The following is a 14,749-nucleotide window of genomic DNA, read 5'->3' on the forward strand; positions in this document are numbered from 1 at the left end:
AAATGAAACAACTTTACATTTTTATTACAGCAACTTTTTTCATTTTTTCTACTCAGAGCTACTCACAAAACATATCAACTTTATATGGTACAACAGCAGGTTATTCTGGAGATGGAAATTTAGCTATTAACTCACAATTGAACGGACCAACTGATTTAGTATATGATACAAATGGAAATTTATTTTTTATAGATGCAAAAAACAATGTAGTTAGAAAAATAGATACAAATGGAATAATTAGCACAATAGCAGGGAATGGAACTCAAGGCTATTCTGGAGATGGTGGTCTAGCTACTAGCGCACAATTAAATTCACCTTATGGTATTGCATTTGATACAAATAATAATTTATTTATTTCTGAAATTAATAATAATGTTATACGAAAAATAGATACAAATGGAATAATTAGCACAATAGCAGGGAATGGAACTCAAGGCTATTCTGGAGATGGTGGTCTAGCTACTAGCGCACAATTAAATTCACCTTATGGTATTACATTTGACACAAATAACAATCTGTATATTGGAGAAAGGAATAATAGTGTTATAAGAAAAATAGATACTAATGGAATAATTAGCACAATAGCAGGGAATGGAACTCAAGGCTATTCTGGAGATGGTGGTCTAGCTACTAGCGCATTACTATACGGTTGTAGAAGTGTGACATTTAATGATAATGGCGATTTATATATTTCAGACGGAAATAACCATGCTATCAGAAAAATAGATACTAATGGAATAATTACTACAGTTGCAGGAAATGGAACTCAAGGCTATTCTGGAGATGATGGCTTAGCTATTAATGCGCAAATTAATTTTCCTAGAATAGTAGTTTTTGATAATTATGATAATTTCTATTTCTCTGAAAGCTCTTCTCATATTATAAGAAAGGTAGATAATACTGGTGTGATTACTACAGTTGCAGGAAATGGAACTTCAGGTTATTCTGGTGATGGTGGTTTAGCTACTAGTGCACAATTAAATTCACCCTATGGAATCATACTAGATTCTAAAGACGCTGGAGGAAACTTAATCTTCTCCGATAATTTTAATAATGTCATAAGGAAAATAGAAAATTTAGTTATTGATAACAACATTTTAAATATTGACGAAATAATCGGTGTAAATAGTTTTAAAATTTTCCCAAATCCATCAAATGATTTTATCTATATTTCTGGTTTAACTGAACGTAAAAACTACTGTATTTATAACACTTTGGGTACTGAAATTAAAAAGGGCATTATTTCTAATCAGGAAAACATTGATATCCATAATTTCACGAATGGTTTATATTTCTTGAAATTTGATAACGGAAATACAATAAAATTTTTAAAAGAATAAGCAATAACAACGTTTGCTAACAAAGAACTGAGTTAAAAAACAAGCAATATTAAGCTAATCTAGAAACAAAGTTTTCATCATAAGGTCTTCCAGATTTTGCAATAGCAAATGCCTGCTTTAATAACTTATTTGCCACTGCAATTAACGCTAGTTTTTTACTCTTTCCTTTAGCGACTATGCGTTCATAAATTTCTCTACAAGCCTTATTGTGTTTACATACCGAAAAAGCATATAAAAAAAGTAAATTTCTAAGCTTCTTGTTACCAACCTTACTTATCCTACTTCGCCCTCTTACACAACTAGTGTCCACAATACTTTTAACTTTACAAAACCTAAAAAACAAATGCTACTCTAATTTTAATAGCTTTTCTTGTTTTTATCCATAGAATGCGGTAGCCATACTAGGGAACAGCAGGGAAGCATACACTAAGCCATAGAAATCAACAATAAAACTGTCATAAGTCCCTTGGATTGTTTGTTGAAAAGTAATACATTGCATATATAAGCGATATAACAGCAACTTTACGAATAGAATGTGCTGTTATACAATTGTTGGCAATAATTTAAAACGAACAACACAGAATGATAAAATGGTTAAGGAAAAAACTCGGAATTGATACTATCGACAAAAATATTGTTGAAAGCAATTTTATGACCAAAAGCCAACTTATTGAGATTAATAAATCAATAGAAAACCTAAAACCGAAAAAAAAGGAAGACGAAATTATTGAGGTAGCTGATAGTTTTGAAATGAAAAACGATATTTCAAATTTAACTTTCAAATTAAATAATAATATTAGTTTAGATAATAGTTGGTCTTTAATTACTACTCAAAACAACAAATCGAATTTTCTTTCTCAAATTGCTGGAACTTCATCAATAGGAAGTTCAGTCGCTTATTCAGCAAATGGATTATACACTGCAACTGCGAATACAGGGAGTTTAATGACTTATGGAAATGGCTCTTTTAGTTCAATAACAATGAATGGTTCACAATTCGGAAGTCACGCAGGTTTTGTTAGTGCAAATCCTGCTGTTTTTACACCAATTTTAGCTGTCCAATTTGCTTCAATGCTTACTGGTCAATATTATTTTAAAGGTTTAACAAAACAATTAACATCAGTCCAAAAAGGTATAAACGAACTTATCAGTTTGCATCATAATGAAAGATTAGCAAAATTGAGATATATAAACACTAAAACAAACGAATTAAATAATCGGAATTATTTCACAACCGAGGATTATGTTATTGTCGATAGATTAAAATATGACTTGTCAATTATTAGGTTTGAATACTTACTTTCTGCTCAACAAGAAATCATTAACACTTTTGAGATACAAAATGGAAAAGAAAATAAAGAAGAAATAATTGATATAATATCAGAAGATAGTAATCAAGTTGAGAAAGCTCTTATTTCAATAAAAAGCAATGCCAAAAAAATATCTTCATTTTTTTCATCAACCTATAAAAAATCTGGAATCGAATCTGGAATAAACTATTTAAAATCTAAAACTGAAAATTCACATAAAAAAGTTGAAAAACTTTCAGAAAAAGTAACTAATAGTAAGTTCTTTTTTTATTCAGAAATCGCTTTAAAATCAGAACAATTATACCAACTTTTAAAGCTATTGGAATTAAAAATAAATTTGTCTGATAAAAAACCAAACCATAACCGAATTGGAAAAATTGAGGAACTTTATAAATCAATAGTAGATTTTAATTACGAAGACAGTATTTATGATGAAATGGAGCAACTGAAATCGGAATTAAAGGAAAATCTATTATCTGAAATCGAAATCCATAAAGCAAATAGCCAAATAACTAAAAGTAAAATTGATTCAAAAGCATCTAAAATATTTGAAAAATTCACAACATTAGAAAACAATTTGGAAGAAAAGAAAATGATATTTGATGATATTGAACAAATAAAAATTGGTTTTGAAAAGCCACAACAAATACTAATTGACAATAGAACAGAAACAACAAGAATTTACACAAAAACTATTGCCAACAATGGCTATAAGTAATTGCTTGTTCTCGCCTACCTCTGAAAATCCTCGCGGATTTTCAGTTTGGTGTGTACTTGCTAAGTTAAATGCTAAACCACGCAACTACTCATAGCCGAGACCGTTGTGCATAATGCGGAGAAACAGCCGAAAAATTAAATAACATAGTTGATTGCGAAAAACCGTAATGAAAAAATAAAACGAATTTAGAATTTTACAAACCAACCAAAACTATAAATATGTCAAAAGTCATTGTTACTATCGGAATTATTATTGGATTCATTTTCTTATTTGGAGTTATCGTAGCAGCAAATAAAGGAAGTGGAACACCAGGAATTTTAGGTTTAATTCTTTTTGCTGGAATGGTTGCCGGAATTCGAGCAGTTTGGAAAAAACCTACTGTAAAAAATGAAATTACTGAAACTGACAAACACCAACTTGACAAAAGAGACTAATCGTGTTTAAAGATTATTATTCAATTCTTGAAATTCCTCAAACAGCAACTCAAGCTGAAATAAAACTTGCGTTTAAAACCCAAGCATTAAAGTGGCATCCCGATAAAAACATTGGTTTGGATACTACTATAAAAATGCAGGAAATCAATGAGGCTTATCTTATATTAAAAGATAGCGATGCAAGAAGAAGATATGATATTGAATATTCAAAATACAAAGAGTTTAAAGAACAAACTCAATACCAACGAGAAGAAAGGAAATACGAGAAAGAAGAAAACACTAAAACAAAATCAAAAAACTATGAATATGAAGTAGAAGATGAAACATTAGAAAAATGGATGAGAAATGCACGTAGGCAAGCGGTGGATTTAGCAAAACAAACACTAAAAGAGATTGCAGATTTAAGTGTAGAAGCTACTAAACAAGCTGGCTCTAAAATGTTTCAAATGTTCATTTATTATGGAATTTCAGGTCTAATAGTAATGCTCTTATTTAGAGCTTGTAATTAAAAAAATATGATTCAATTAAAACGCATTTCATCAATTATTATATTATCAACTATAATATTTTCTTGTAACCAAAAAAAGGAAACAAAATACTCTAAAAAAGAACTGACTGATAACTTTACTATCGAAATACCATCTGACTATTTTAGTTATGGAAACAGTGAGGGAAGAAAAGTTTGGAAATCTGGAGAGACATCATTTTTATTAATAGAAACAAAATTTGCTAATTCTACAGATTTAAACAAAGAGATTCAAGAATATTCCTCTGGGCAAGATACTAAAGACCTTTATAAGAACAAACGATTAGTGAAAACAGAAAATTTTGAAAATAATGATTTAAAAGGAATCATTTCGTTTTATAAAAATGATGTTAAAGGCAAAGGTGCTGGTTTAGTTACTCTAACTTCTTACATTACTTTCGCAATAGTTCAGTCACAAGATACTCAATTCAATATAGAATCAATGACTTTGAGTGATAATACCTTTGATGAAATTGCAAAAAGTATTAAGTCAATTTCAAGAAAAACTAGTTCAATAAAAATTCCTATTGCAAATTCATTTGACAAGAATAAAGCACTTGAAGAAGGCTATCAGGTTTTTCAAGAAGATGGTTTTATGGTTAAATGTAAAGGAGAATTAAAGTTGGATAAATTACGAATTCAACAAATGAAACAAGCTGGAATGGCAGATAACTCAAAACCATATCACGTTTATCATAATAATACAGATTACAATATCAATGTGAGTTCTTTTGACCAAGTTTTGTTTGGAAAAAATGATAAAGAAATTGAAGATTACAATAAAAACGATTTAGACTATTATCAAACCAAATTTGATGAAATGTCAATAAAAAATAGTCGTAAAAAATTCAAGGATTATGATGCAGTTTATTATGAGAATACACAAGATAACAGAACAACAAAAGCAGTTTTTTTTCATCATAAAATGAAAAGTTATATGCTTCAAGTTACAGACGATAATAATGTAGAAAAGAAATTTTTAGATTTTATAGATACATTTGAAATAATAAATTAAAAAGCACTATGCACAACAATGGCTATAAGTAATTGCTTGTTCTCGCCTACTTCTGAAAATCCTCGCGGATTTTCAGTTTGGAGGGTACTTGCAAAGTTAAGTGCTAACCCACGCAACTACTTATAGCCGAGACGTTGTTAGCTAACAGCAGGAAATAAAAATCGTTCTTTCGTAAAAAATATTATAAATCAATTAATCTAAACCAAAATGAAATCATTTAAGTTTTCCATTGCAAGTATAATGCTTGCGCTATTTTTATTCGGAACTAGTTTAAATGCACAAGTTACCTCACATCAAATTGATTCTATAGTTAATTATGCCATGACAAAATTCAATGTTGCAGGTTCTGCCATTGCTGTAGTCAAGGATGGGAAAATAATCCATAATAAAGGTTATGGTGTGAAATCAATAAAGACTAAACAACCTGTTGACCAACATACACTATTTGCAATTGCCTCGAATAGTAAAGCTTTTGTTACAGCTGGATTGGCTATTTTAGTTGAAGAAGGTAAAATAGATTGGAATGATAAAGTGAAAGAGCATATTCCTGAATTTACAATGTATAATGACTATGTTGAAGATAATTTTAATATACTCGATTTGGTTACCCATCGTAGTGGGTTACCATTAGGAATGGGAGATTTAATGTTTTTTCCTGACGGTACAGATTTCACTATGGATGATTTGCTCTCTAGCTTCCAACATTTTAAACCAGCATCAGATTTTAGAACTAAATGGGATTATGATAATTTGCTATATTTAGTTGCGGGCGAATTGATTGCTAGGAAAAGTGGAATGACATGGGAAGCTTTTACAAAAACTCGAATTCTTGAGCCTTTAGGTATGGATAGTTCATTTGCATCTTTAGCAGATATAAAAGACACCTCTAATTTAGCAGCATCTCATTCTACTGAAACAGGAACGATACGTATAATTCCAACATTTCAAGAGATGATGAATGGTGCCGCTGGAGGTATTTTTTCCAATGTGGATGACTTGTGCCAATGGATGTTACTTCATTTGAATGCTGGAAAGTATGGTGTGAATATGGATAAAGAATTGTTTAATTCTGCTAATCATAATGAAATGTGGAAAATTCATACTGTCATGGGAGTAAATAGGAATCCGCGATATAATTCACATTTTTCTGGTTACGGATTAGGATGGTTTTTATCTGATGTAAAGGGTAATATGAAAGTTGAACATACAGGAGGTTTACCAGGTATGTTGTCTCAAACTATATTAATTCCAGATATGGATTTGGGAATTGTAATTTTAACAAATACAAGTAATGATGGAGGAGGATTGTTTTCTTCTGTTTCCCAAACCATCTTGGATATGTATTTTGAATTAGATGATTTTAATTGGATTGATAAATATTCAGATTATTTAAAATCAATAGAAAGTGGAGGAGATGCTGTAACAGATAAGGTTTGGGAAAAAGTTGATAGTTTAAAAGCTAAACCAATTGATGTCAAAAAGTATATCGGTTTATATAAAGATAGTTGGTTCGGGAATTGTGAAGTATTTATGAAAGGAAATCAACTTTGGCTTAAGTTCTATCGCTCCCCAAAATTAAACGGACCATTGTCTTTTTATGAAGATGAAACTTTTGCTATTAAATGGGAATATCAAGATATGAATGCAGATGCTTTTGTGACGTTTACTTTAGATGATAGAGGCAATGCTGAAAGTATCAAGATGAAAGGTATATCACCTAATATAGATTTTAGTTTTGATTTCCATGATTTAGATTTAAAGCGTGAAAAATACTGATTGGATTAATTAGAAAAATGTTTGTTAAGGAATGGTTATCGTATTTTAAAATAAAAAAAAGCCAGTAGCTAACAATGGCTACAACGGCAATACACCCTAATAGTCGTACTGCGTGTAGCCGAGGACGTTAAACGAACCTCACCAAAAATAAAACAACCTTGTATTTAAAACTATAGGCTAGCAAACACATGCGTTAGGGATAGAACGGTATGTTTGAAATCCCCGACGTAGGAGGGATTGAGTAGTGAAAGCCCGACCTCCCGATAGCTATCGGGAGTGGTAACGCCCAAATTATTATTCAATCAACCCCGAAACATACTCATAACCCATCCCGAATAGAATAGCTAATCCGAAACTCAATAGTGTGCCTATTAAAATGTATTCGGTTAGTTTTCGGTCTTTAGCTTTTGATAAATCGCTAAAACGAAACACGGATTTTGCGGCTATTAAAAAGCCTACGCCTTCCCAGTGGTTTGTAATGATGAACATAAATACAAATAGGCGTTCTAGGATGCCAATGTAGGCGCCTGCGTTTTGTAATGAGGCTTCTTCGGTATATGCCTTTAAATCCCATTTGGATATTATGGTTTTCATGATAATGGAAGAGACCTTGGTAAGGCATAATATGCTTGTTATAAACAGTAGTGTTTTAGTTTCAAAAAGTGTGTTTATACTAAAGGCATAAGGTTCGTAACTATTTACAACCAAGGCAATGACTATTACATGGGCGAGTTGGTCCAGTGCGAATAAAAGCCTGTTGTTTAGTTTTGGTTTTAAATAGAGTTTTATAACATCTAAAATGTAATGGGATATTACAATAATTAATATGCCTAACCAATAGGTAGTGTTGCCTTGTAATACTAGGAGTAGAGCGCCTAAATGTACTAAGATGTGCCCGTATAAAAACTTAGATTTTATTTTGTGGGTTTCTTTATGGTTGACCCACTTTTGGGGTTGTAGTAAAAAATCGCCTATAAGGTGTGCTAGTATAAGTTTAATGGCTAAGGTTAACATAGACTCTGTGTTTGGGTTTTGTAATATTGCAATAGTTTGTAAACTTCATCAAAACCGGCACGTTTAAGGCCTTGACTAATATTACCTTGGGTTTTGTTTAGGGTTTTGGCGATTTGCTTTTGATTTAAATTGGGGTGCTCTAAGGCTGTTTTTACCAGTGTTGCTGTGGTGTTTGTCCAATTATTTATGGTTAATTGGGCTAGGTCCAGCATGATGTTTATCTGATTATCGAAGGCTTCAAAAGGCGATTTTATAGCAAGCGTGGTTTTTTTAAGGGCTTCAAAACATTCGCCAGAATTAACAAAGGCGGAGCCGTTGGATTCTGTAATATGATCTGAATGGTATTCTTTTTTGCCTATGCCAATGGCTAATCTAACATCTATATTTTCGAATTGTTTTATTGTGGCTTTGATTAAGATGCAGGCTTCTAAGGCTTGGTTGGGGTTGACTTCTAACTGAAAACTATCGCCTCTATAAATTTCCCATACTAAGGGAGATTTACCATAGGTATTCAAAATGGATTTTAATGCCTCCAGCCATTCCTTAGGAGAGCTTTTTTTAGAATTTATAATATCGCCTGTTATTATGCTAGTCATTAGATTTGGTTATAGAGATATTCAAATGTATGAATCTTTCTTGAAAACAACAAAATATTAGTCAAATAACTAATATTTTAAATTATCATCTAAATAACTAATAATTATGAATATTAGTTGAAAAGCAAATGTTTTTATAGGGTTAGATGCAATTATTTTACAGATTACATGAACAGAACTAAGTGTGAGTTCGGTATAACCCTTAGAGCTTTAATTGAATTTAAATATCTGAAAATTAGTTTGTTGTCATTTCGACTGAGCGAGGAACGAGTGACAAGAAATCTCAAAAGTGATAAGATTCCTCTTCATACTTCGTTCGGAATGACATATAGGTTTTTTGTAGTATATGTTAAAATACTGACTATTAATTAATTAAAAATAATATTATGTTGAATTCATGTTAACTAATATCTTTGCGACTTTAATACATGTAACCATTGAAAAACAATAAATATATAGATATGAAACTATTCAAAGAATTTAAAGAGTTTGCCGTAAAAGGCAATATGATGGATATGGCCATCGGGATTATTATTGGCGCATCATTTAACAAAGTGATTGATGTATTGGTGAAAAAAGTATTTCTACCACCATTATCTTTATTGACTGATGGTGTTAACTTTCAAAACAAACGCATTATTTTAAAAGATGTGGTAAAAGATGACACAGGTAGTATAATTACAGATGAGGTTGCTATAGGTTATGGGGCATTAGGCGAAGCCTTTTTAGATTTTATTATCATCGGGTTTACGGTTTTTATTGTAGTCAAGTTTATGAATAGGCTTAGAAATAAAGCCCAAGATACTAAAGACGAAACGGTGGTTACGCCAAAAGATATTGAATTATTATCCCATCTTACTGAACTCATGGAAGAGCAAAATGCCTTGTTAAAAGCGAAACAATAGTTAAGTATTATGGCAAAAACAGGTCGAGAAAAAAACACAAAAAATAAAGCCAAGCATTCTAAATTGATGGCTAAGAAAAAAAATAAAAAAAAGGCTGAGGAAACGCTGAGAAAGGAGCGCTTAAAAGCAATTGTTTTAAAAGCTAAAGAAGAAAAAGGTAATTAAAACTGGGTTTTAATTTTGTTAAAGCCAACATCTTTAAAATCAGAAATAACCATATCTGCTTTGGAATAATCTTGGTTTTTAGAGTGAAAGCTATCAAAGCCCACACAAAAAATTCCTGCGGCTTTTGCGGCTTCAACACCATTGGTGGAGTCTTCAATAACAAAACATTCGTCTTTTGAAAAACCAGTAGCTTCGGCTGCTTTAATAAAAATTTCTGGGTGGGGTTTAGATTGTTTTAAATCGCCACCACTCAGTTTAGCAATAAAATATTGGTCTAGATCAAAGCGCTCAAAAATTTGGTTGATACTGGTCATGGCTGCTGAAGACCCTAAAACTAGCTTAAGCCCGTTGCTATGATAATCTTTTATTAAGTCTAAAACCCCATCAATAAGCCCAAGATCAGAGTTACTATAAAAAAAGTGTTTATAGTGTTTACGCTTAATAGCTACAAGAGTTTCAGGAGCTTGTTCTAAATTAAAATGGTCTACAAGTCGTTTGCAAATGTTGATGGTAGATTGCCCTGTAAACGATTCGTAAAGTTCGGTGGAAACTTCAATACCGACTTCATCAAACATATCATGATAGGCCTTATTGTGCATAGGTTCACTATCAATAATAACCCCATCCATATCAAAAATAACAGCTTTTAGCATTTTAATTTTTTTTTTGCGAATATATAGGAAACCCTCATAATAGCCTAAAATCTATTTTGTTGTTTCAAATAATTTTTATAATATTTGCCGCTTATGATTGTTTAATTTGATTTCCGGATAGCATCGAGGTCCTCTCGAGCAAAATAAAAGCTAAGTGCCACATGCATTTGGCCATGTTCTATATTAATCATTTTACAATGCAATCAAATAAAATTTCCTTAAAACAATTCATTCAATATTTTAAAATAGCTGTAACAGGCAAAGAACAAGAGTTCACTTCTGGCAGTATTCGTAGAGCGGTATTTATGCTTTCTATTCCCATGATTTTAGAAATGCTCATGGAATCCATTTTTGCTCTGGTAGACATTATGTATGTTTCGCAAGTCAGTGTTAATGCTGTGGCGACTATAGGCTTAACCGAATCTGTAATTACTTTGGTTTACGCCGTTGCTATTGGGTTAAGCATGGCTGCAACTGCTATAGTGGCAAGGCGTGTGGGCGAGAAAGATTTAAAAGGGGCATCTAATGCTGCGGTTCAAGTCATATTTCTTGGTGTATTTGTAGCAGCTATTATTAGTGTTATAGGCATAATATACCCAAAAGAAATATTAGGTTTAATGGGTGGCGAACCCGATTTGATTGCCGAAGGCTATGGGTATACACAAGTCCTTTTAGGTGGAAATATAACCATTATGTTGTTGTTTTTAATCAATGCTATTTTTAGAGGCGCAGGTGATGCTTCAGTAGCTATGTGGACACTTATTTTATCAAACGGACTCAATATTATTTTGGACCCCATGTTTATTTTTGGCTTTGGACCTATTCCTGCTTTTGGAGTAGAAGGTGCTGCCATTGCAACAACTATAGGTAGAGGTACCGCAGTAATTTTTCAGCTAGGTATTTTGTTTTTTGGTTTTAGTAAAATTAAAATAGCGGTTAAAGATTTAGTGCTTCAAGTTGGCGTTATGCTAAACTTAATAAAAGTCTCATTAGGTGGTATAGGTCAGTTTTTAATAGGAACTTCATCTTGGGTGTTTTTAATGCGTATTATGAGCGAGTTTGGTAGCGAAGTGTTAGCGGGTTACACCATTGCTATTCGTGTAATGATGTTTACCATGATGCCAGCATGGGGCATGAGTAATGCTGCTGCTACTTTAGTAGGTCAAAATTTAGGTGCCAAAAAACCAGAACGTGCTGAGCAATCGGTTTGGAAAACTGGAAAGTACAGTGCTATTTTTATGGGATTAGTTTCTATAATATATCTAGTTTTTGCACCACAAATTATTGTACTGTTTAATAATACACCAGATGTTGTGAAATATGGCAGTTTGTGTTTACGTGTTATTGCTGCTGGCTATATTTTTTATGGTTATGCTATGGTCGTTATCAATGCTTTTAACGGTGCTGGAGATACTAAAACGCCGACTTACATTAATTTTGTATGCTTTTGGTTGTTGCAATTACCGTTTGCCTATCTTATGGCAATTACCCTAGATTTTGGACCAGCAGGGGTGTTTTGGGCGATTACTTTAGCTGAAGTATTAATAGCTATTATTGCCATTATTTGGTTTAAAAGAGGGTATTGGAAAAAAGTAGAGGTTTAATATATAAAAAATAAGATTATCAAAAATAGTCCAAAATTTCATTTAAAAAACAAACACAAATCTGGATCTGATTTAGATGCTTTATGCGAAGCGTATTCAGATTTATTAGCTTTCGTATTTAAAAACAAATATGAAACAAAAACAATAGGTTTTGCTAACCCTAAAACTATAAAAACTTTAAATACAGGCTTCTTGTTTAAATATTATCATATTAAATTTTGGAAATTTCTAGACACTAATTTGTGTCCACCAATTTCGGGGCGTGTAGATTATATTCACCATATTGCTGATTTATTAAAATCATCGAATGTTTCGAGTAAAATAAAATCTAAATTTTATGCGCAATTGGTAATGTTCTATATTTAATCATTTCATAATGCAATCAAATAAAATTTCCTTAAAACAACTCATTCAATATTTTAAAATAGCTGTAACTGGTAAGCAACAAGAGTTTACTTCAGGGAGTATTCGACGGGCCATTTTTATGTTGGCAGTTCCTATGATTCTAGAAATGCTTATGGAATCTATTTTTGCACTTGTAGATATCATGTATGTGTCTCAAATAAGCGTAAATGCCGTTGCGACTATAGGTTTAACAGAATCTGTTATTGTTTTAATTTATGCTGTAGCCATTGGTTTAAGTATTGCAGCAACAGCAATTGTTGCTAGACGTGTTGGAGAAAAAGACTTAAAAGGGGCATCAAATGCAGCGGTACAAGTTATGTTTCTTGGAATAATTGTAGCTATTATTGTTAGCCTTATAGGTGTTCTTTATCCAAAAGAAATATTGGAGATTATGGGTGGTTCCCCAGAATTAATAGAGGAGGGGTATGGCTATACAAAAATTCTTTTAGGAGGAAACATGACTATTATGTTGTTGTTTTTAATTAACGCTATTTTTAGAGGAACAGGTGAGGCCTCAATCTCGATGTGGACCTTAATTTTATCAAACGGATTAAACATCATTCTCGACCCAATGTTTATTTTTGGTTTTGGACCCATTCCAGCATTTGGAGTTGAAGGTGCAGCCATTGCAACAACTATTGGCCGAGGAACAGCTGTTATATTTCAGTTGGCTATTTTGTTTTTTGGATATAGTAAAATAAAGATTGGTATTAAAGACATAATAATTAGAGTAGGTGTCATGCTTAATCTAATTCGTGTATCGTTAGGAGGGATAGGTCAGTTTTTAATAGGAACATCGTCTTGGGTGTTTTTAATGCGCATTATGAGTGAGTTTGGTAGTGAGGTATTAGCGGGTTATACTATTGCTATTCGTGTTATGTTATTTTCATTGATGCCAGCATGGGGTATGAGTAGTGCGGCAGCTGCTTTAGTTGGGCAAAATTTAGGAGCTAAAAAACCTGATCGTGCCGAACAGTCTGTTTGGAAAACGTCGACATATTGTTCCATTTTTATGGGTGTGATTTCTGTAATATACCTTGTTTTTGCACCACAAATTATTGCACTATTTAATGAGACTTCGGATGTTATAAAATACGGAAGTTTGTGTTTGCGTATCATGACTGCTCCCTTTGTTTTTTATGGTTTTGGGATGATTGTTGTTAACGCATTTAATGGTGCTGGTGATACCAAAACACCAACTTATATTAATTTTATTTGCTTTTGGTTGCTACAATTACCTATTGCATACCTTGCAGCCATTACTTTTGATTATGGTCCATTAGGTGTATTTTGGGGAATAGCCTTAGGAGAAGTAGCAATGACTATTATTGCCATTATTTGGTTTAAAAGAGGGCATTGGAAAAAAGTAGAGGTTTAATATTTAAAAAATAAGATTATCAAAAATAGTCCAAAATTTCATTCAAAAAATAAACACAAATCTGGATATGATTTAGACGCTTTGTGCGAAGCATATCCAGATTTATTAGCTTTCGTATTTGAAAACAAATATGAAACGAAAACAATAGATTTTGCGAATCCAAAAGCTGTAAAGGCTTTAAATACGGCACTGTTATTCAAATATTATCATATTAAATTTTGGGAATTTCCAGACACTAATTTATGCCCTCCAATTCCTGGGCGTATCGATTATATTCATCATGTTAGTGATTTATTAAAACCATCTAAAACCATAGAGAATATTAATGTTTTAGATATTGGTACGGGTGCAAGTTGTATTTACCCTTTGCTTGGTAACGCAGCATACCATTGGAATTTTGTTGCAACAGATATAGATAAAAACGCATTGCAAAATGCACAAAAAATTATTGATAATAATGATTTAAATAAGGTCATAACATTACGATATCAAAAAGAGGCATCGCAAATATTTAAAGGTGTTTTAAATGAAGATGATAGGTTTTCTGTGACCATTTGTAATCCGCCATTTTATAAATCAGAAACTGAGGCTATAGAGGCAACAACTAGAAAACTAAAAGGCTTACATAGCGAAAGCCATACGTTTGTTAGAAACTTTTCAGGGACTCAAAATGAGTTATGGTATAAAGGTGGCGAGAAAGCTTTTTTACATACGTATTTATATGAAAGTTCACTGTTTAAAAAGCAATGTGTTTGGTTTACAACTTTGGTATCTAAAAAAGATTTGGTAAAGGGTATGTATACCTCTTTAAAAAAATTAGGAGCTACAGATATTAAAACAATTGCTATGGGTCAGGGAAATAAAATTTCAAGAATTGTTGCTTGGACTTTTAATTGAAAAGTTACTTTAA

Annotated in this window: 15 protein-coding genes and 1 pseudogene; 12 read left to right on the forward strand and 4 right to left on the reverse strand. The window is 32.0% G+C overall.

What is annotated here, in order from left to right; all coding sequences use genetic code 11:
• The first annotated feature begins 2 nt into the window (after positions 1–2).
• Entirely contained in the window at positions 3–1,340 is a 1,338-nt protein-coding gene (locus ABD941_RS11715) for an NHL domain-containing protein (RefSeq protein ID WP_345274327.1), read from the forward strand.
• Positions 1,341–1,389: 49 nt separating this feature from the next.
• Here the strand turns inward: ABD941_RS11715 and ABD941_RS11720 are convergent.
• Positions 1,390–1,641 (reverse strand): annotated as a pseudogene (locus ABD941_RS11720) (transposase); the annotation flags it as partial.
• A 281-nt stretch (positions 1,642–1,922) separates the two neighbouring features.
• Between ABD941_RS11720 and ABD941_RS11725 the strand changes: the two are divergent.
• The 5 genes from ABD941_RS11725 to ABD941_RS11745 all read left to right on the forward strand — a co-directional run bounded on the left by ABD941_RS11725 (position 1,923) and on the right by ABD941_RS11745 (position 7,119).
• Positions 1,923–3,368: a hypothetical protein gene (locus ABD941_RS11725; protein ID WP_345274329.1), complete on the forward strand. Its 1,446-nt coding sequence runs from the start codon at positions 1,923–1,925 to the stop codon at positions 3,366–3,368.
• A 218-nt stretch (positions 3,369–3,586) separates the two neighbouring features.
• On the forward strand, positions 3,587–3,802 hold the full coding sequence (locus ABD941_RS11730; RefSeq protein ID WP_345274330.1) for a hypothetical protein: 216 nt from the start codon (positions 3,587–3,589) through the stop codon (positions 3,800–3,802).
• 2 nt (positions 3,803–3,804) lie between these two features.
• Positions 3,805–4,311: a J domain-containing protein gene (locus ABD941_RS11735; RefSeq protein WP_345274331.1), complete on the forward strand. Its 507-nt coding sequence runs from the start codon at positions 3,805–3,807 to the stop codon at positions 4,309–4,311.
• A gap of 6 nt (positions 4,312–4,317) precedes the next feature.
• On the forward strand, positions 4,318–5,343 hold the full coding sequence (locus ABD941_RS11740; RefSeq protein WP_345274332.1) for a hypothetical protein: 1,026 nt from the start codon (positions 4,318–4,320) through the stop codon (positions 5,341–5,343).
• Between the two features lie 207 nt (positions 5,344–5,550).
• Positions 5,551–7,119, forward strand: a complete 1,569-nt coding sequence (locus ABD941_RS11745) for a serine hydrolase (protein ID WP_345274333.1) — start codon at positions 5,551–5,553, stop codon at positions 7,117–7,119.
• Positions 7,120–7,413: 294 nt separating this feature from the next.
• On the opposite strand, the gene ABD941_RS11750 is transcribed toward ABD941_RS11745, so the two are convergent.
• Positions 7,414–8,133: a DUF3307 domain-containing protein gene (locus ABD941_RS11750; protein ID WP_345274334.1), complete on the reverse strand. Its 720-nt coding sequence runs from the start codon at positions 8,131–8,133 to the stop codon at positions 7,414–7,416.
• The gene (locus ABD941_RS11755) at positions 8,127–8,729 is read right to left on the reverse strand and encodes a SatD family protein (protein ID WP_345274335.1); all 603 of its coding nucleotides are present in this window, start codon (positions 8,727–8,729) and stop codon (positions 8,127–8,129) included. The genes ABD941_RS11750 and ABD941_RS11755 overlap by 7 nt, the downstream gene beginning before the upstream one ends.
• Positions 8,730–9,190: 461 nt before the next feature.
• On the opposite strand from ABD941_RS11755, the gene mscL reads away from it, so the two are divergent.
• Entirely contained in the window at positions 9,191–9,634 is a 444-nt protein-coding gene (gene mscL / locus ABD941_RS11760; RefSeq protein ID WP_345274336.1) for a large conductance mechanosensitive channel protein MscL, read from the forward strand.
• Positions 9,635–9,643: 9 nt separating this feature from the next.
• The gene (locus tag ABD941_RS11765) at positions 9,644–9,799 is read left to right on the forward strand and encodes a hypothetical protein (protein ID WP_345274337.1); all 156 of its coding nucleotides are present in this window, start codon (positions 9,644–9,646) and stop codon (positions 9,797–9,799) included.
• Here the strand turns inward: ABD941_RS11765 and ABD941_RS11770 are convergent.
• Positions 9,796–10,452: an HAD family hydrolase gene (locus tag ABD941_RS11770; protein ID WP_345274338.1), complete on the reverse strand. Its 657-nt coding sequence runs from the start codon at positions 10,450–10,452 to the stop codon at positions 9,796–9,798. The genes ABD941_RS11765 and ABD941_RS11770 overlap by 4 nt on opposite strands.
• A 197-nt stretch (positions 10,453–10,649) precedes the next feature.
• Here ABD941_RS11770 and ABD941_RS11775 point away from each other — a divergent pair, with 197 nt between their 5' ends.
• Genes ABD941_RS11775 through rlmF form a run of 4 tightly spaced genes read left to right on the forward strand, consistent with a single transcriptional unit; the run spans position 10,650 to position 14,736 of the window.
• The gene (locus tag ABD941_RS11775) at positions 10,650–12,056 is read left to right on the forward strand and encodes an MATE family efflux transporter (RefSeq protein ID WP_345274339.1); all 1,407 of its coding nucleotides are present in this window, start codon (positions 10,650–10,652) and stop codon (positions 12,054–12,056) included.
• 18 nt (positions 12,057–12,074) lie between these two features.
• A complete protein-coding gene (locus ABD941_RS14670) occupies positions 12,075–12,422 on the forward strand; it encodes an RlmF-related methyltransferase (RefSeq protein ID WP_425557110.1) in 348 nt (115 codons plus the stop codon).
• A 10-nt stretch (positions 12,423–12,432) separates the two neighbouring features.
• The gene (locus tag ABD941_RS11780; protein WP_345274340.1) at positions 12,433–13,839 is read left to right on the forward strand and encodes an MATE family efflux transporter; all 1,407 of its coding nucleotides are present in this window, start codon (positions 12,433–12,435) and stop codon (positions 13,837–13,839) included.
• A gap of 18 nt (positions 13,840–13,857) precedes the next feature.
• Positions 13,858–14,736, forward strand: a complete 879-nt coding sequence (gene rlmF / locus ABD941_RS11785; protein ID WP_345274624.1) for a 23S rRNA (adenine(1618)-N(6))-methyltransferase RlmF — start codon at positions 13,858–13,860, stop codon at positions 14,734–14,736.
• The last annotated feature ends 13 nt before the right edge of the window (positions 14,737–14,749 follow it).

Origin of the sequence: Flaviramulus aquimarinus, from assembly GCF_039543205.1 — a bacterium.
In the GTDB taxonomy this organism is placed as follows: Bacteria; Bacteroidota; Bacteroidia; order Flavobacteriales; family Flavobacteriaceae; genus Flaviramulus_B; species Flaviramulus_B aquimarinus.